Below are 16,219 nucleotides of genomic sequence, written 5' to 3'. Positions count from 1 at the left end.
AGGTGTGGAAGACCGGTAACGGTTGGAGCTGACTGGTACTAATAGGCCGAGGGCTTGTCCTCAGTTGCTCGCGTCCACTGTGTGGTTCCCGGGTTGCGAACAGTTTCGCGCCGGTTGAACCAGTAACACCTTTAACTGAAGAGTGTGCTTGTTCGCTAGAACCCGATAGGGTTTCGGTGGTTATAGCGTTAGGGAAACGCCCGGTCACATTCCGAACCCGGAAGCTAAGCCTTTCAGCGCCGATGGTACTGCAGGGGGGACCCTGTGGGAGAGTAGGACGCCGCCGAACAATCTTTCAAGGACCCTTGGTCCCAGCGTACAGCTGGGACCAAGGGTCCTTTTTGTGTTGCACATGTTTTTCCCGATGCGCGCCTGTGAGCCGGGTGCGCGAGACTGAATGCGTACCTGAAGACAGGAGCCACGTCGATGTCCACCAACTCTTCCGACGGTCGTTCGGGCGGCGACCCGCGCCGCGGCGGCCCTCGCGGCCCGCGTGCCGGCGGTTTCCGCCGCGACGACCGGTCCGGCGGCGGCTTCCGGCGCGACGACCGTGGCCCCCGCCGTGACGACGACCGTGGTGGTTTCCGCCGTGACGAGCGTCGCGACGACCGCCCCGGCGGCTTCCGCCGTGATGACCGCCGTGACGACCGCGGTGGTCGCCCCGCCGGTGGCGGTGGCTACGGCCGCCGTGACGACGACCGAGGCGGTTTCCGCCGCGACGACCGCCGTGACGACCGTCCCGGTGGCTTCCGCCGTGATGACCGGCGTGACGACCGCCGTGATGACCGTGGCGGTCGCCCGGCCGGCGGTGGTGGCTACGGCCGCCGCGATGACGACCGTGGTGGCTTCCGTCGCGATGAGCGTCGTGACGACCGTCCGTCGTTCCGTGACCGCCGCGACGACGACCGCAGTGGCTTCCGCCGTGACGAGCGTCGCGACGACCGTCCCGGCGGCTTCCGCCGTGATGACCGTGGCGGTCGCCCGGCCGGCGGTGGTGGCTACGGCCGCCGTGACGACGACCGCGGCGGTTTCCGTCGCGATGAGCGTCGTGACGACCGTCCGTCGTTCCGTGACCGCCGCGACGACGACCGCAGTGGCTTCCGCCGTGACGAGCGTCGCGACGACCGTCCCGGCGGCTTCCGCCGTGACGACCGTCGTGACGACCGCGGTGGCCGCCCGGGTGGTGGCTACGGCCGCCGCGATGACGACCGCGGTGGCTTCCGTCGCGATGAGCGTCGTGATGACCGTCCGCCGTTCCGTGACCGCCGTGACGACGACCGTGGCGGCTTCCGTCGCGACGAGCGCCGCGACGACCGCCCCGGCGGCTTCCGCCGCGACGACCGCCGTGACGAGCGTCCGTCCTTCCGCGACCGCCGGGACGACCAGCGTGGCCCGCGCCGCGACGACGACCGCGGTGGCTTCCGCCGCGACGACCGTCGCGACGACCGCGGTGGCCGCCCGGGTGGCGGGTTCCGCGGCCGTGACGACCGGTCCCGTGGTTTCGGGCGCCGTGACGACCGCGACCGGGACCGGGACCGCCGGGACGACCGTGAGCCGATCAAGCGTCTGCCCATCCCCGAGGACGTGACGGGCGAGGAGATCGACAAGGACGTCCGGCAGGACCTGATGAGCCTGCCCAAGACGCTCGCCGAGGACGTCGCCCGCAACCTCGTCATGGTGGCCCGGCTGCTGGACGAGGAGCCGGAGCAGGCGTACGGCTACTCCCGCGTCGCCCTGCGGCTCGCCGCGCGTGTCGCGTCCGTCCGGGAGGCGGCCGGTTTCGCCTCGTACGCCGTCGGCAAGTACTCCGAGGCGCTCGCCGAGTTCCGTGCCGCCCGCCGGATGACCGGCTCGGTCGAGCTGTGGCCGATCATGGCGGACTGCGAGCGCGGCATGGGCCGCCCCGAGCGGGCGCTGGCCATGGCCGGCGAGCCCGAGGTGCAGAAGCTGGACAAGGCCGGCCAGGTCGAGATGCGGCTGGTGGCCGCCGGTGCCCGGCGTGACATGGGTCAGGCCGACGCGGCGGTCGTGACGCTCCAGAGCCCCGAGCTCGCGTCGAACTCCATCCAGCCCTGGACGGCCCGCCTGCGGTACGCGTACGCCGAGGCCCTGCTCGAGGTCGGCCGTGAGAAGGAGGCCCGCGAGTGGTTCGCCAAGGCCCTCGAGGCCGATCAGGGCGGCACCACGAACGCCTCCGACCGGCTCGCCGAGCTGGACGGCGTGGAGTTCACGGACGTCCTGGAGCACTCCTCGGAGGATGACGAGGCCGAGGCCGTGGAGGCCGCCGACGAGCCGGCGGACGCCCCCGAGGCCACCGACGGCACCGACGCGAAGACCGACGCGAAGACCGACGCGAAGGACGCCGAGGGCGACCAGCGCTGACGTCGACGGTCGACAGCCGACGCAATGAGGGCGGAACCCCGGCCGGGGTTCCGCCCTTGTCGCTTGTCGTCTCAGCTCAGGGCCAGGCTCCGCAGGACCAGGCCCGTCGCCGGCTTCGGGCCGAACGACGTCGACTTGCGCGGCATCGTGACGCCCTGCTCGGCCAGGTCGCGCACGACGTCCTCGTGCACCGGGTGCATGAGCACGGCCGTGCCGCCCTGGCGCTCGGCCTGGGTGACGGCCGCCTCGGCGTCGTGGATGTAGCCGATGTTCTCCGGGTCGTCCGGGACCCGCCACACGTGCTCCAGGAGCACGGAGTGCAGCACCGTCGCGTCCAGCTCGCGCCACGCCTGCGGGCGGTCCGTGGGCACCGCGCGGTCCAGTAGTGCCGGGTCGGGGCGGTCCAGCAGGTGGAAGCGGCCGTCGCCGGCGAGGACGAAGGCGTTTCCGGGCCCGGCCGAGTGCCCGGCGAGGGCGTCGAGGGCCGCCTCCAGGGGGCCGTCGAGGGTGCGGACGCGGAAGGCGTCGCCGAGGGCGGCCAGGGCGCCCCGTACGGGGAGACGGTGCAGGAGCCGGTGGATGGCGCGGACGCGCAGCGGGTAGCGGGTGGTGTCGACGAGCAGCACCAGGCCGAAGTCCCACGGGCCGGGGGCGGGCTGTTCGGCGCGCAGCCGCAGGTAGGTGGCCCAGCGGTGGTGCCCGTCGGCGATCAGGGCGTGCTGTCGCGACAGGTCCTCGTCGATGCGGGCCAGGTCGGCGGCGTCGGTCACGGACCACAGGCGGTGGGCGTAGCCGTCGTCGGTGGTCGTGGCGAGGAGGGGCGCGGTGCGGATGACGCGTTCGATGACCTCGGCGGCGCCCCGGGTGCTGTCGCCGTTGCCGCGGTACGAGAAGAGCAGGGGTTCGAGGTTGGCGCCGGTGTCGCGCATGAGGGCGGCGCGGTCCTCGATCACGTGCGGCATGACGTCCTCGTGCGGGAGGACGACGCCCTCCTCGCGGGGGGTGAGGCGCAGCGCTCCGATGAGGCCGCGCTGGAGTATGCCGTCGCCCTGCTGCTCGTACACGTACAGCGCGGGCTCGGGGTCGGCGGCCAGTATCCGTTCGTCCTGCCAGCGGCGCAGCGTCTCGGCGGCCTGGCGGTGGCGGTCGGCGGCGGTGGCGGCCTGGGGGAGGATGAGGCGGACGATGTTGTGCGGGTCCGCGGTCTCCAGGTGGCGCAGGCCGTCGGGCCGTACGACGACGTCGTACGGCGGCGAGGTGACCGCCGAGAGACTGCCGACGCGCTCGGGGACGTAGCGCAGCCCCCGGAAGGGGGTCAGCCGAAGCCCCTGCCGTGCGGGACCGCCGTTGCCGTTAGCGTGGCCTGCAGTGCTCATTAGGAAATGTTATGCCGCTTCTCCCGATGAGCAATGATCGGGGAAGAGACGTTCAGCACAGAGAGGTACGGCATGAACCAGACCGTCCGGACCGGGCCCGACGGAAGCGAGCGGAGGCTCGGCGACGCGTACGACACGGCGCTGCTGGACCTGGACGGCGTGGTGTACGCCGGGGGCGAGGCCATCGCGTACGCCGTGGAGTCGCTGGCGGCGGCGCGGGACGGCGGGATGCACCTGGCGTACGTGACGAACAACGCGGCGCGCACGCCGGAGGCGGTGGCCGGGCATCTGACGGAGCTCGGGGTGCCGGCGGCGCCGGAGGACGTGATCACGTCGGCGCAGGCGGTGGCGCGGCTCATCGCCGATCAGCTGCCGCAGGGCTCGAAGGTGCTGGTCATCGGTGCCGAGGGGCTGCGGGTGGCGCTGCGCGAGCGCGGGCTGGTGCCGGTGGAGTCGGCGGACGACGACCCGGCGGCGGTGGCGCAGGGCTACGGCGGGCCGGACATGCCGTGGTCGCGGCTGGCGGAGGCGTCGTACGCGGTGGCGCGGGGCGTGCCGTGGTTCGCGTCGAACACCGACCTGACGATCCCCAGTGCGCGGGGCATCGCGCCGGGGAACGGTGCGGCGGTGCAGGCGGTGCGGATAGCCACGGGTGCGGAGCCGCAGGTGGCGGGGAAGCCGCTGCCGCCGATGCACCGGGAGACGATCCTGCGGACGGGTGCGGAGCGGCCGCTGGTGGTGGGGGACCGGCTCGACACGGACATCGAGGGGGCGTACGCGGGGGGTGTGGACTCGCTGCTGGTGCTGACGGGGGTGACGACTCCTGCGCAGCTGCTGGCGGCGCGGCCGGAGCACCGGCCGACGTTCGTCGCGGAGGATCTGCGGGGGTTGCTGGTGGAGCACCCCGCGGTGGCCGGGGGGCCGGACGGTTTCCGGTGCGGGGGGTGGACCGCGGCTGTCGACGGTGGGGAGCTGGTGCTGTCCGGGGACGGGGAGCGGGTCGACGCGCTGCGGGCGCTGTGTGCGGCGGCGTGGAGCGAGGCCGGGGACGGGGCGTGCGGGCTGTCCGCGGACAAGGTGCTGGCTCGTCTGGGGTGGTAGAGGGGGCCCCGGCCCCGTTGCTCGGGACGCCGGAGGGCTAGTCGGCCGGGGTCAGCTCCGCCAGCAGGTCCTCCTCCGTGGCCCCGCGGCGCCAGTAGCCCGTGAACGTGATCGCGCGCTTGTCGAAGCCGCGGTCGCCCACCAGGTGGCGCCGTAGGGCGCGGACCGTGCCGGCCTCGCCGGCGATCCACGCGTACGGGGTGCCCGTCGGCAGGTGCGCGTCGCGGACGGCGTCCAGGACGGGCCGGTCGCCGACCAGCCAGGTGATGTCGGCGTCGGCGGCCGTGGGGAGGTCCTGGACGTCGTCCGCGTGGTCCACCTCGATCCAGACCTTCGCGCGTGTGCCGGCGGGCAGCCACGTCAGGATGCCGGCGGCGGCCGGCAGGGCGGAGGCGTCGGCGGTGACGAGGACCCAGTCGGTGTCCGCCGGTGGGCGGAAGTCGACGCCGCCGTTGTCCTCGACGACGGGGGCGAGGACGGTGACGCGGTCGCCGGGGCGGGCGGTGCGGGACCAGAGGGAGGCCGGGCCGCTGTGGTGGCCGGTGCCGTGCTGGACGAAGTCCACGTCCAGTTCGGCCGGGTCGTGGCGCAGGGCGCGGACCGTGTAGGTGCGCATGACGGCCCGTACGGCGGGGTCCTGGGCGCGCCACTGGGCGTACCAGGTCTCGTCGCGGATCTCGGGGAGCACCGGGGTGTCCTGTCCCGGCTGGGGCAGGAAGAGTTTGAACCGCTGGTCGCGGCCGCCGTCGACGACGTCGCCGAGGCCCTCGCCGCCCAGCGTGACGCGGACGAGGGAGGGGCTGACGCGGGTGGTGCGGAGGACGTGGAGGTCGAAGAACCGGTAGGGGAGGTCGGTCATGAGGTCTTCTTCGCCTTCTCGACGGCGTCGGCCAGGGTTTCCAGGAGGGGTGCGCAGCCGGCGTGGGAGAAGCGGGGTTCGCTGAGCCAGGGGGTGACCTGGCCGGCCTGGACGGCGGGGAGCTTGGCCCAGGTGGGCTTGGCGGCCAGGTCCTTGGGCTGGAGGGCGGAGGTGCGGCTGTCGAGGAGGATGACGTCGGCCTCGTAGGTGCCGGCGTTCTCCCAGCTGAGGCTCTCGAAGTAGCCGCCCTGGTCGAGCTTGCGGGGGACGACGAGGTCGACGCCGAGCTGCCGGTAGTACATGAGGTCGGCGTTGACGGCGGGGTTGGAGACGTAGAACAGGTCGGGGCTGCCGGAGGCGGCCATCACCTTGACGGGGTTGCCCTTGGCGGCCTTGCGGAGCCGTTCGGCGGCGGCCTCGAAGCGGGCCTTGGCGTCGACGACCTTCTTCGCCCGGAGGTCGGCGCCGAGGGAGGCGGCGAGTTCGGCGTAGCGCTTGATGGGCTCGGTGAGGGGGACGCGGGAGGCGGTGAGGCCGACGCCGGGGGCGAGGGCGAGGATCTTCTTCCTGCTGTCGTCGGGCACGTACCAGAGGGCGTCCGGCTCGAACATGTTGGTGATGAGCAGGTCGGGCCGGAGGGCCGCGTACTTCTCGACGTTGAACTCGCCCCAGGTGTTGCCCAGTACGGTGAGCTTGGCGACGTCGAGGTCGCCGGCCTGGGGGTCGGGCCTGCCGTCCTTGAGGAGGGTGGGGCCGAAGACGCCGGTGCACTCGACGCCGAAGTCGTGGAGGGCGGCGGCGGTTCCGGTGAAGGCGACGATGCGCTTGGGGGTGTGCGGGGTCTTCGCGACCTGGCCGCGGTCGTCCTTGAAGGACCAGGCGTCGCCCTTGCCGGTGCCGTTGCCGGAGTCGCCGGAGGGGTCCGATGAGCCGCCGCCCCCGCAGGCGGTGAGGAGGGCGCCGAGGCCCAGGGCGCCGCCGGCGGCGAGAATGCCGCGGCGGGTGGGGGTGAGGGTGCGGGGGGTGCTCATGGGGTGGTGCTTCTCTCCGTGGGTAATGGGGATGAGGGTAGGCTAACCTAACCGGGTGTTGGTCGACAGTCCCCCTCCACCCCGTACCGCCGCCGCCCCGGCCGCCGAAGCCGAAGCCGCGGCCGCATCGCGCCGACGCGACGTCATACGCGCCGCCGGGCTGGCCGTCTCCCTCGGCGTCCTCGTCCTGGCCGCCCTCGTGTCCCTCGCCGTGGGCGCCAAGCCGATCCCGCTCGGCCAGGTCTGGCACGGGCTGTTCGCCCACACCGGCACCGACACCGACGTGGTCGTCCGCGACCTGCGCGTCCCCCGCACCCTCCTCGGCGTCCTCGTCGGCGCCGGCCTGGGCCTGTCGGGCGCCGTCATGCAGGCGCTGACCCGCAACCCGCTCGCCGACCCCGGCCTGTTCGGCATCAACGCCGGCGCCGCGGCCGCCGTCGTCACCGGCACCGCCTTCCTCGGCGTCACCTCCCTCACCGGCTACGTGTGGTTCGCCTTCCTCGGGGCCGCCGCCGTGTCCGTCGTCGTGTACGCCCTCGGCGGCAGCCGCGCCGCCACCCCCGTGCGCCTGGCGCTGGCCGGCACCGCCGTCACCGCCGCACTCAACGGCTACGTCTTCTCCGTCGAGCTCCTCGACTCCGCCGCCCTGGACCGCATGCGCTTCTGGACCGTCGGCTCGCTGGCCTCCGCCAACGCCACCGTCGTCGCCCAGCTCGCGCCGTTCATCGCCGTCGGCACCGTCCTCGCGCTCGCCCTCGCCCGCCCCCTCAACGCCCTCGCGCTCGGCGACGACCAGGCCCGCGCCCTGGGCACCCGGCTGACCACCACCCGCATCCTCGCCCTGGCCGCCGTCACCCTGCTGTGCGGCGCGGCCACCGCCGCCTGCGGGCCCATCGTCTTCGTCGGCCTGATGGTGCCGCACGCCGTCCGCACCTTCACCGGCCCCGACCAGCGCTGGATCCTCCCGTACGCCGCCGTGCTGGCCCCCGTCCTCGTCCTGGTCTCCGACATCGCCGGACGCGTCGTCACCCGCCCCGGCGAACTGCAGGCCGGCATCGTCACCGCCTTCCTCGGCGGCCCGCTCTTCGTCCACCTCGTACGCCGCCGGAAGATGGCCCAGCTGTGAGCACCGACACCGCCACCCCCGGCCCCGCCCGCGCCCGGCCCGCCGTGCGTGCCCTGCGCACGGCCGGCGGCCTGTCCCTGCGCCTCGACGTCCGCGCCACGCTCGTCGTCCTGCTGCTCCTCGCCGTCGCCCTCACCGCCTCCGTCGCCCTCATCGGCACCGGCGACTTCCCCATCCCGCCCGGCGACGTCCTGCGCACCCTCACCGGCGGCGGCACCCCCGCCGAGGAGTTCGTCGTGCGCGACCTGCGCCTGCCGCGCGTGCTGGTCGCCCTGCTCGCCGGTACGGCCCTCGGGCTGGCCGGCGCCGTCTTCCAGTCCGTCTCCCGCAACCCGCTGGGCAGCCCCGACGTCATCGGCCTGGCCCAGGGCTCCACCGCCGGCGCCCTGCTCGTCATCGTCCTCTTCCACGGCGGCACCGCCGCCGTCGCCGCCGGCTCGGTGGCCGGCGGCCTGCTGACCGGCGCCGCCATCTACGCGCTGGCGTGGAAACGCGGCGTGCACGGCCACCGCTTCGTGCTCGTCGGCATCGCCGCCGCAGCCGTCCTCACCGCCGTCATCGGCTACCTCCTCACCAAGGCCAACCTCACCGACGCCGCGCGCGCCACGGTGTGGATGGTCGGCTCCCTCAACGGCCGCGACTGGAGCCAGGTGTGGCCGCTGCTGGCGGTCTGCGCGGTGCTCGTGCCCCTCGTCCTCGGCCACGGACGGCCCCTGCGCATGCTGGAGATGGGCGACGACGCGGCCCACGCGCTGGGCGTGCCCGTGGAACGCACCCGGATCGTCACCATGGGCGCCGCCGTCCTGCTGACCGCCGCAGCGACGGCCGCCGCCGGGCCCATCGCCTTCGTCGCCCTCTCCGCCCCGCAACTCGCCCGCCGCCTCACCCGCTCCCCGGGCCCCTGCCTCACCGCCGCCGCCTGCACCGGCGCCACCCTGCTCGTCACCGCCGACTGGGCCTGCCAGCAGGTCTTCGGCGCCGGCCGGCTGCCCGTGGGCGCCGTCACCGGGATGCTGGGCGGCTGCTACCTGCTGTGGCTGCTGTACACCGAGCGCCGGGCGGGCCGGATATGAGCACGACGAGGACGGCAGCGGAGCCGACATCGCAGAAACGTCCGTACGCACAAGGAGAGAACCCCGTGAGCAGCCGCACCGGCAGCCGGCTGACCGCCGAGGCCGTCACCCTCGCCTACGACGGCCGGGTCGTCGCCGAGAACCTCTCGGTCGCCGTCCCCGACCACTCGTTCACCGTCATCGTCGGCCCCAACGCCTGCGGCAAGTCCACGCTGCTGCGCGCCCTGTCCCGCATGCTCAGGCCGGCCGCCGGCAGCGTCCTCCTGGACGGCGCGGCCATCGGCTCCCAGCCCGCCCGCAAGGTCGCCCGCACCCTCGGCCTGCTGCCGCAGTCCTCCGTGGCACCCGACGGCATCACCGTCGCCGACCTCGTCGCCCGCGGCCGCTACCCCCACCAGGGCCTGCTGCGCCAGTGGTCGCCGGAGGACGAACGCGTCGTACAGGAGTCCATGGCCGCCACCGGCGTGGCCGCGCTGGCCGCCCGGCACGTCGACGAACTGTCCGGCGGCCAGCGGCAGCGCGTGTGGATCGCCATGGCCCTGGCCCAGCGCACCCCGCTGCTGCTGCTCGACGAGCCCACCACGTACCTCGACATCCAGCACCAGATCGAGGTGCTCGACCTGCTCGCCGACCTCCACGAGGAACAGGGCCGCACGCTCGTCGCGGTGCTGCACGACCTCAACCAGGCGGCCCGGTACGCCACCCACCTCGTCGCGATGCGGGACGGGCGCGTCGTCGCCGAGGGGCCGCCCGCCGAGGTGGTGACCGAGGAACTCGTCGAGCGGGTCTTCGGGGTGCGCTGCCAGGTGATCGACGACCCGCAGACGGGCACGCCGCTGGTCGTGCCCAAGGCCCGGCGGGCCCGGCGCGCGGTCACCGTGTAGGAGACGGCGCCCGGCGGCCGTTGTCAGTGGCAGCCGGTACGTTGCGGTCACGGGGACCGGCAGGGAGTCCCCCTGCTGCCGCGGAGGTCCCCATGGCCGTGCACTGGAAGCTCGTCGTCGACTGCGCCGATCCCGTCGCCCTCGCCCGGTTCTGGGCCGGGGCCCTGGAGTACGTGCGCGAGGACCACAGCGCGCTCATCGACCGGCTGCTGGCCGCCGGCGCCGTCGGCGACGACGCCTGGACCACCGTCGACGGCCGCAAGGCGTGGCGGCACGCCGCCGCCGTACGCCACCCCGACGACCCGGTGGACGACACCACCGGCACCGGGCTCGGCCGGCGCGTCCTCTTCCTGGCCGTGCCCGAGCCGAAGCAGGGCAAGAACCGCCTCCACCTCGACCTGCACGCCGGGCCGGAGGGACGGGACGAGCTGGTGGCGCGCCTGGAGAAGCTCGGCGCCACACGGGTGCGCGCCGTCCGCGAACCCGGCACCGACCACGTGATCATGACCGATCCGGAGGGCAACGAGTTCTGCGTCGCGTGAGCCCCGCGGGACGCGGACCGGAGTCACCGGAGTCAGAGGATCGAGCGCAGCCGCAGCACGTCCCGCAGCGACGCCTTCAGCCGGACCCGGCCACTCGCCCACGCCCGGGCGAAGTCCAGCCTGCCGTCCACCAGCGCCACCAGGTCGTCCCCGGCCATCTCCAGCGCGATCTCCGCCCGCTGCTCCGGCGCACCCGGCAGCGTACGGACCTCCTTGAGGTGGCCCTCGCGCAGATGCCCCGTGAAGGTGACGTCCAGGTCCTTCACATGGCAGCTCAGCGAGCGGTCGAGCGCGGCGGCGCGGCGGACGCCGTCGCTCGCCTCCGCGAGGTTCTCCGCCAGCCGGTCCAGTGCCCCCAGGCACTCCTCGATCGTCGCCATCGGCATGGACGGTACCCCACCCGCGCGGGAACGTAAGGCCAAGGACGCGTTCCGGGGTAGCGTCGGAACCATGAGCGAAGCCATGCCCGAGGACGCCCCGCCCGAGGTCCCCGAGCCCGCCACGGACACCTCGCAGCCCGCCGGCCCCCGCCCGCTCGGCGTGGAGCGCGCCCCCACCGGTCATGACGCCGTCGACGCCGCCCTGGCCCGGCTCGCCGACGCCGACGACCTCGACGTCGGCGGCCACCCCGAGGTGTACGAGGATGTACACCAGGGGCTGCGCGACGCGCTCGGCGCGCTCGACCAGCGCCCCGGGCCGCAAGGCCCTCCGCGTCCGTACGACCACAGGAGCTGAACCGCACGTGGCAGTGACCCGCCGCCGACTCGACGCCGAGCTGGTGCGACGCAAGCTGGCCCGTTCCAGGGAGCACGCCGGACAGCTGATCGCGGCCGGCCGCGTCACCGTCGGCGGCACGACGGCGACCAAGCCCGCCACGCAGGTGGAGACCAGCGCCGCCCTCGTCGTCGCCGCCGACGACAGCGACCCCGACTACGTCTCCCGCGGCGGCCACAAGCTCGCCGGCGCCCTCGCCGCCTTCACCCCCCGCGGACTGAAGGTCGAGGGCCGCCGCGCCCTGGACGCCGGCGCCTCCACCGGCGGCTTCACCGATGTCCTGCTGCGCGCCGGCGCCGCCCACGTCGTCGCCGTCGACGTCGGCTACGGGCAGCTCGCCTGGTCGCTGCAGAGCGACGAGCGCGTCACCGTCAAGGACCGCACCAACGTCCGCGAGCTCACCCTCGAGCACATCGACGACCGGCCCGTCGACCTCGTCGTCGGCGACCTGTCCTTCATCCCGCTCGGCCTGGTCCTGCCCGCCCTCGTGCGCTGCGCCGCGCCCGACGCCGACCTCGTCCTCATGGTCAAGCCGCAGTTCGAGGTCGGCAAGGAACGGCTCGGCAGCGGCGGCGTCGTCCGCAGCCCCGAGCTGCGCGCCGAGGCCGTCCGCACCGTCGCCGGCCAGGCGGCCGCGCTGGGCCTCGGTGTCCTCGGCGTCACCGCCAGCCCGCTGCCCGGTCCCTCCGGCAACGTCGAGTACTTTCTGTGGCTGCGCGCCGGTGCACCCGAACTGGACCCGGCCGACGTTGACCGTGCAGTGGCGGAGGGGCCCCGTTGACCACTTCAGAAGCACCACAGGCAGTACCGGCCGGACGCACCGTCTTCCTGCTCGCGCACACCGGCCGGCCGGCCGCGGTGCGCAGCGCCGAACTCGTGGTGCAGGGCCTGCTGCGCTGCGGCATCGGGGTACGCGTGCTGGCCGAGGAGGCCGCGGACCTGCCGCTGCCGGACGCCGTCGAACGCGTCCACGCCGGGCCCGCCACGGCCGACGTACTCGACCACTGCGAGCTGCTGGTGGTGCTCGGCGGTGACGGCACGCTGCTGCGCGGCGCCGAGTTCGCCCGCCGCTCCGGCGTGCCCATGCTCGGCGTCAACCTCGGCCGCGTCGGCTTCCTGGCCGAGGCCGAGCGCGACGACCTCGACAAGGTCGTCGACCGCGTCGTCACCCGCGCCTACGAGGTCGAGGAGCGTATGACCCTCGACGTCCTGGTGCGCACCGACGGGCACGTCGTGCACCGCGACTGGGCGCTGAACGAGGCGTCGGTGGAGAAGGCCGCGCGCGAGCGCATGCTGGAGGTCGTCACCGAGGTCGACGGTCGGCCCGTCTCCCGCTTCGGCGGCGACGGCGTGGTGTGCGCGACGCCGACCGGCTCCACGGCCTACGCGTTCTCGGCGGGCGGCCCCGTGGTGTGGCCGGAGGTCGAGGCGCTGCTGATGGTGCCGATCAGCGCGCACGCGCTGTTCGCCAAGCCGCTGGTGACCGCCCCCGACTCGGTGCTGGCCGTGGAGGTGCAGCCGGAGACGCCCAACGGCGTGCTGTGGTGCGACGGCCGGCGCACGGTGGAACTGCCGGCCGGGGCCCGCGTGGAGGTGCGGCGCGGCGCGGTGCCGGTACGGCTGGCGCGGCTGCACCACGCGTCGTTCACGGACCGGCTGGTGGCCAAGTTCGCGCTGCCGGTCGCGGGGTGGCGCGGGGCGCCGCACTAGACCGTACTAGCCGGCGGTGCTCAGCCACCTCCTCGCCGCCGTCAGGGCCGGGTCCCGGCCCTGGGCCAGGTCCGCCGGCCGGAACACCGGCCGGCGGTCGGTGGGCGGTACGCCCGTGCCGTCGTACGTCGTCCTGCCGTCGGCCGCGCTCAGGTACTCCTCGTTCGGGAGGGTGAACGTCCAGCCGTTGGGCAGCACCCGGTCGAGGGTGTCCGAGAAGATCCCGTAGGTGTTCTCGCCGATGCGGGCCGTCGGGTACGGGCGGCCCGTGAGGGCCTGCGTGAGGGTCTCGCCCGCGCTGACCGTCAGCGGGCCCGTCAGCACGGCCAGCGGCCCCGTGTGCACCGGCCCGTGGTGCGGGGTGACCCGCACCGGCTCGGCGCGCGTGAAGCGCCGCGGGTCCGCCGGGTCGTTGCGGGCGTGCTTGAGGTAGGCGACGTAGGGCCGGTCCGTCAGCCGGCCGGCCACGTGCAGCGCCAGCCGGTCCGAACCCCCGCCGTTCACGCGCAGGTCCAGGACGAGCCCGCGCCGCCCGGCCGCCAGGGGACCGAACACCTCGTCGAGGGCGCCGTCCAGCAGCGCCCGGTCCGCGTCGAAGCCCCGGCCCGTGAAGTTCTGGAAACCGGTGACCCGCAGCAGGCCGGTGCCGTCGGGCAGCCGGGCGTACGCCACCGCGGCGTGCTCCCCGCCCCACCGCCGCCACTTCTCCGCCGGCACCCCGCTCGCCGCCGTCACGGCCTTCTCCAGCCGCGCCAGGTCGTCGCGGGACGGCGTGGGCACGTCCGGACGGTGCCCGCCGAAGTGCCGGGGCGGGGTGACGCCCGCGTTCAGAATGCCCGTGTGCCCGTCGTGCAGCGGCTCGATCATCTGCTGCAGCACCGCGAACAGCTCGTCCTCCGTGGCCGCCGCCGCGGCCCGCGGCCGGTACCGCTCCCGCACCGCGTCCCAGTCGACGTGCTTGGCCGCGAAGAACGGGTAGTTCTCCGCGTACGTCTGCCAGAACACGTCGAAGACCCGCAGGTTCTCCGCCCTCCCCACCCTGCCCGGCGCCGGCTCCTCGCCGCACGCCGCGGGCAGCGACGCGATGCGGCGCAGCGACCGGTGCCCCACGTTGTCGTCGAACGACAGCACCGCCCGGTCCCGGCCGCGCAGCTCCACACGGACGGCCGCGTCGTCGCCCTGCCGGAACGTACCGGGCGCCCCCTCCACCGCAGGGGCGTCCCGCAGCCCCTTCAAGCAGCTCACGCCCGTCGTGTCGTACGTGACCAGCCGGCCGCCCCCGATGGACACGAGCGTGCCGTAGCCGTCCATCCGCCACGTCCCGTCGAGCGGGGCACGAGGCGGGCCGGTGGCCACCGCCGGCCCCGCGGCGGTGACGAGGGCGACCGTCGTGGCGAACAGAAACGTGGCGGCGCGCCGGCCGCGGACTCGTTCGATCATGTGTAAAGCCTGGCCCCGCAAGGCCCCCGGCCGCGATGGGGCGGCCACCCCGGCCGGCCCTGGGGCCATCCCCAGGGCCGGGGGTGGGGGAGGCCGTCGCGAGCCGGGCCGGGAACCTCGTATGGTCATGTCCGTGTTGGAGGAGATGCGGATCCGGTCCTTGGGCGTCATCGACGACGCGGTGGTCGAGCTGTCGCCCGGTTTCACCGCGGTGACCGGCGAGACCGGCGCCGGCAAGACCATGGTCGTCACCAGCCTCGGGCTGCTGCTCGGCGGGCGCGCCGACCCCGCCCTGGTACGCGCCGGGGCCAAGGCCGCCGTGGTCGAGGGCCGGCTCGCCGTCGCGCCCGGCTCACCCGTGGCCCTGCGGGCCGAGGAGGCCGGCGCCGAGCTCGACGACGGCACCCTGCTCGTCAGCCGCACCCTCTCCGCGGAAGGACGCTCCCGCGCCCACCTGGGCGGCCGCGGCGTCCCCGTCGGCCTCCTCGGCGAGCTCGCCGACGACCTGGTGGCCGTCCACGGCCAGACCGACCAGCAGGGGCTGCTGCGCCCCGCCCGGCAGCGCCAGGCCCTCGACCGCTACGCCGGTGACGCGGTGGCCGTGCCGCTCGCCAAGTACACCGACGCCTACCGCCGGCTGCGCGCGGTCTCCGCCGAGCTCACCGAGCTCACCACGCGCGCCCGGGAACGCGCCCAGGAGGCCGACCTGCTGCGGTTCGGCCTCGACGAGGTCGCCGCGGCCGCGCCGGTGGCCGGCGAGGACACCGAGCTGACCACCGAGGCCGAGCGGCTCGGCCACGCCGAGGCCCTGTCGTCCGCGGCCACCGCCGCGCACGCCGCGCTCGCCGGCGACCCGGAGGACCCCGAGGGCGTCGACGCCCGCACCCTCGTGGCCGGCGCCGCCCGCGCGCTGGAGGCCGTACGGTCCCACGACCCCGCGCTGGCCGCGCTCGCGGACCGCATCGGCGAGGTCGGCATCCTGCTGGCCGACGTGGCAGGCGAGCTCGCCGGGTACGCCGGCGACCTCGACGCCGACCCGCGGCGCCTCGCCGCCGTCGAGGAACGCCGGGCGGTGCTCGCGCACCTCGTCCGCAAGTACGACGCGTCCGGCGACGGCGTCGCCGGCGTCCTCGCCTGGGCCGAGTCCGCCGCCGCCCGGCTCACCGAGCTGGACGGCGACGACGACCGCATCGGCGAGCTCACCGCCGAACGCGACGCGCTGCGCGCCGAACTGGGCGCGCTGGCCGAGGAACTGAGCGGCGCCCGCACCGAGGCCGCCCGGCGCTTCGCCGACGCCGTCACCGCCGAACTGGCGGAGCTCGCCATGCCGCACGCGCGCGTGTCGTTCGCCGTCCGGCAGAACGAGGTGGCCGACGCCGCCGCCGGTATCGACGTCGGTGGGCGGCCGGTCGCGTACGGGCCGCACGGCGCGGACGAGGTCGAGCTGCTGCTCGCGTCGCATCCCGGGGCGACGCCCCGGCCCATCGCCAAGGGTGCCTCCGGCGGTGAGCTCTCGCGCGTCATGCTGGCCGTCGAGGTCGTCTTCGCCGGCTCCGACCCGGTGCCGACCTACCTCTTCGACGAGGTCGACGCCGGTGTCGGCGGCAAGGCCGCCGTCGAGGTGGGACGCCGGCTCGCCCGGCTGGCGCGGTCCGCGCAGGTCGTGGTGGTGACCCACCTGCCGCAGGTGGCGGCGTTCGCCGACCGGCACCTGGTGGTGGAGAAGACGCACGAGGGGTCCGTCACGCGGAGCGGGGTGCGCGTGATGGAGGGCGAGGACCGGGTGCGGGAGCTCTCGCGGATGCTGGCCGGGCAGGAGGACTCGGAGCTGGCGCGGGCCCACGCGGAGGAATTGCTGCGGGGGGCCCGGCCGTAGGCGGCCCGCGCGGATGGCAAGATCGTTTCCCCGTGTCTTCAGGGA

At 74.6% G+C, this 16,219-nt stretch carries 15 protein-coding genes, 1 rRNA gene and 1 pseudogene; 12 read left to right on the top strand and 5 right to left on the bottom strand.

Annotation, left to right across the window (positions count from 1 at the left end; translation table 11 throughout):
* Window positions 1–172 precede the first annotated feature (172 nt).
* The 3 genes and pseudogenes from rrf to IE305_RS11630 all read left to right on the top strand — a co-directional run bounded on the left by rrf (window position 173) and on the right by IE305_RS11630 (window position 2,382).
* Window positions 173–289 (top strand): 5S ribosomal RNA (gene rrf, locus IE305_RS11640).
* A 137-nt stretch (window positions 290–426) separates the two neighbouring features.
* Window positions 427–1,332 (top strand): annotated as a pseudogene (locus tag IE305_RS11635) (hypothetical protein); the annotation flags it as partial.
* A 234-nt stretch (window positions 1,333–1,566) separates the two neighbouring features.
* On the top strand, window positions 1,567–2,382 hold the full coding sequence (locus IE305_RS11630) for a tetratricopeptide repeat protein (protein ID WP_190129474.1): 816 nt from the start codon (window positions 1,567–1,569) through the stop codon (window positions 2,380–2,382).
* Between the two features lie 71 nt (window positions 2,383–2,453).
* Here the strand turns inward: IE305_RS11630 and IE305_RS11625 are convergent, their stop codons facing one another.
* Window positions 2,454–3,758 carry a DUF1015 family protein gene (locus tag IE305_RS11625; RefSeq protein ID WP_190129423.1) on the bottom strand — a complete coding sequence of 435 codons (1,305 nt, stop codon included), beginning with the start codon at window positions 3,756–3,758 and terminating at the stop codon, window positions 2,454–2,456.
* Window positions 3,759–3,830: 72 nt separating this feature from the next.
* Here IE305_RS11625 and IE305_RS11620 point away from each other — a divergent pair, with 72 nt between their 5' ends.
* Window positions 3,831–4,859 (top strand): HAD-IIA family hydrolase, encoded by a 1,029-nt coding sequence (locus IE305_RS11620; RefSeq protein WP_190129422.1) that lies wholly within the window; start codon window positions 3,831–3,833, stop codon window positions 4,857–4,859.
* A gap of 37 nt (window positions 4,860–4,896) precedes the next feature.
* Here the strand turns inward: IE305_RS11620 and IE305_RS11615 are convergent, their stop codons facing one another.
* Entirely contained in the window at window positions 4,897–5,718 is an 822-nt protein-coding gene (locus tag IE305_RS11615; protein WP_190129421.1) for a siderophore-interacting protein, read from the bottom strand.
* Window positions 5,715–6,749, bottom strand: coding sequence for an ABC transporter substrate-binding protein (locus IE305_RS11610; protein ID WP_190129420.1), 1,035 nt, complete (start codon window positions 6,747–6,749; stop codon window positions 5,715–5,717). Before IE305_RS11610 ends, IE305_RS11615 begins: the two co-directional genes overlap by 4 nt.
* Window positions 6,750–6,804: 55 nt before the next feature.
* Here IE305_RS11610 and IE305_RS11605 point away from each other — a divergent pair, with 55 nt between their 5' ends.
* The 4 genes from IE305_RS11605 to IE305_RS11590 all read left to right on the top strand — a co-directional run bounded on the left by IE305_RS11605 (window position 6,805) and on the right by IE305_RS11590 (window position 10,374).
* On the top strand, window positions 6,805–7,875 hold the full coding sequence (locus IE305_RS11605) for a FecCD family ABC transporter permease (RefSeq protein ID WP_373311576.1): 1,071 nt from the start codon (window positions 6,805–6,807) through the stop codon (window positions 7,873–7,875).
* Window positions 7,872–8,948, top strand: a complete 1,077-nt coding sequence (locus IE305_RS11600) for a FecCD family ABC transporter permease (RefSeq protein WP_229890821.1) — start codon at window positions 7,872–7,874, stop codon at window positions 8,946–8,948. The genes IE305_RS11605 and IE305_RS11600 overlap by 4 nt, the downstream gene beginning before the upstream one ends.
* A gap of 65 nt (window positions 8,949–9,013) precedes the next feature.
* Complete coding sequence (locus tag IE305_RS11595; RefSeq protein ID WP_373311575.1) at window positions 9,014–9,832, top strand: ABC transporter ATP-binding protein; 819 nt, start codon at window positions 9,014–9,016, stop codon at window positions 9,830–9,832.
* A gap of 92 nt (window positions 9,833–9,924) precedes the next feature.
* Window positions 9,925–10,374, top strand: a complete 450-nt coding sequence (locus IE305_RS11590) for a VOC family protein (protein WP_190129418.1) — start codon at window positions 9,925–9,927, stop codon at window positions 10,372–10,374.
* A gap of 32 nt (window positions 10,375–10,406) precedes the next feature.
* Here the strand turns inward: IE305_RS11590 and IE305_RS11585 are convergent, their stop codons facing one another.
* A complete protein-coding gene (locus IE305_RS11585; protein WP_190129417.1) occupies window positions 10,407–10,754 on the bottom strand; it encodes a sterol-binding protein in 348 nt (115 codons plus the stop codon).
* 70 nt (window positions 10,755–10,824) lie between these two features.
* Between IE305_RS11585 and IE305_RS11580 the strand changes: the two genes are divergently transcribed.
* The 3 genes from IE305_RS11580 to IE305_RS11570 are packed head-to-tail and all read left to right on the top strand — an operon-like array spanning window position 10,825 to window position 12,858.
* Window positions 10,825–11,109 carry a hypothetical protein gene (locus IE305_RS11580; RefSeq protein ID WP_190129416.1) on the top strand — a complete coding sequence of 95 codons (285 nt, stop codon included), beginning with the start codon at window positions 10,825–10,827 and terminating at the stop codon, window positions 11,107–11,109.
* 13 nt (window positions 11,110–11,122) lie between these two features.
* Window positions 11,123–11,929 carry a TlyA family RNA methyltransferase gene (locus IE305_RS11575; RefSeq protein ID WP_190129471.1) on the top strand — a complete coding sequence of 269 codons (807 nt, stop codon included), beginning with the start codon at window positions 11,123–11,125 and terminating at the stop codon, window positions 11,927–11,929.
* Window positions 11,926–12,858: an NAD kinase gene (locus IE305_RS11570; protein WP_190129415.1), complete on the top strand. Its 933-nt coding sequence runs from the start codon at window positions 11,926–11,928 to the stop codon at window positions 12,856–12,858. Before IE305_RS11575 ends, IE305_RS11570 begins: the two co-directional genes overlap by 4 nt.
* A 6-nt stretch (window positions 12,859–12,864) precedes the next feature.
* On the opposite strand, the gene IE305_RS11565 is transcribed toward IE305_RS11570, so the two are convergent.
* Window positions 12,865–14,298, bottom strand: a complete 1,434-nt coding sequence (locus IE305_RS11565) for a S41 family peptidase (protein ID WP_190129414.1) — start codon at window positions 14,296–14,298, stop codon at window positions 12,865–12,867.
* A 121-nt stretch (window positions 14,299–14,419) separates the two neighbouring features.
* Between IE305_RS11565 and recN the strand changes: the two genes are divergently transcribed.
* Complete coding sequence (gene recN, locus IE305_RS11560; RefSeq protein ID WP_190129413.1) at window positions 14,420–16,174, top strand: DNA repair protein RecN; 1,755 nt, start codon at window positions 14,420–14,422, stop codon at window positions 16,172–16,174.
* Window positions 16,175–16,219: the final 45 nt, after the last annotated feature.

The sequence above is a fragment of the Streptomyces mashuensis genome, from assembly GCF_014654785.1.
In the GTDB taxonomy this organism is placed as follows: domain Bacteria; phylum Actinomycetota; class Actinomycetes; order Streptomycetales; family Streptomycetaceae; genus Streptomyces; species Streptomyces mashuensis.
This window is presented reverse-complemented; position numbering and strand designations above follow the sequence as displayed.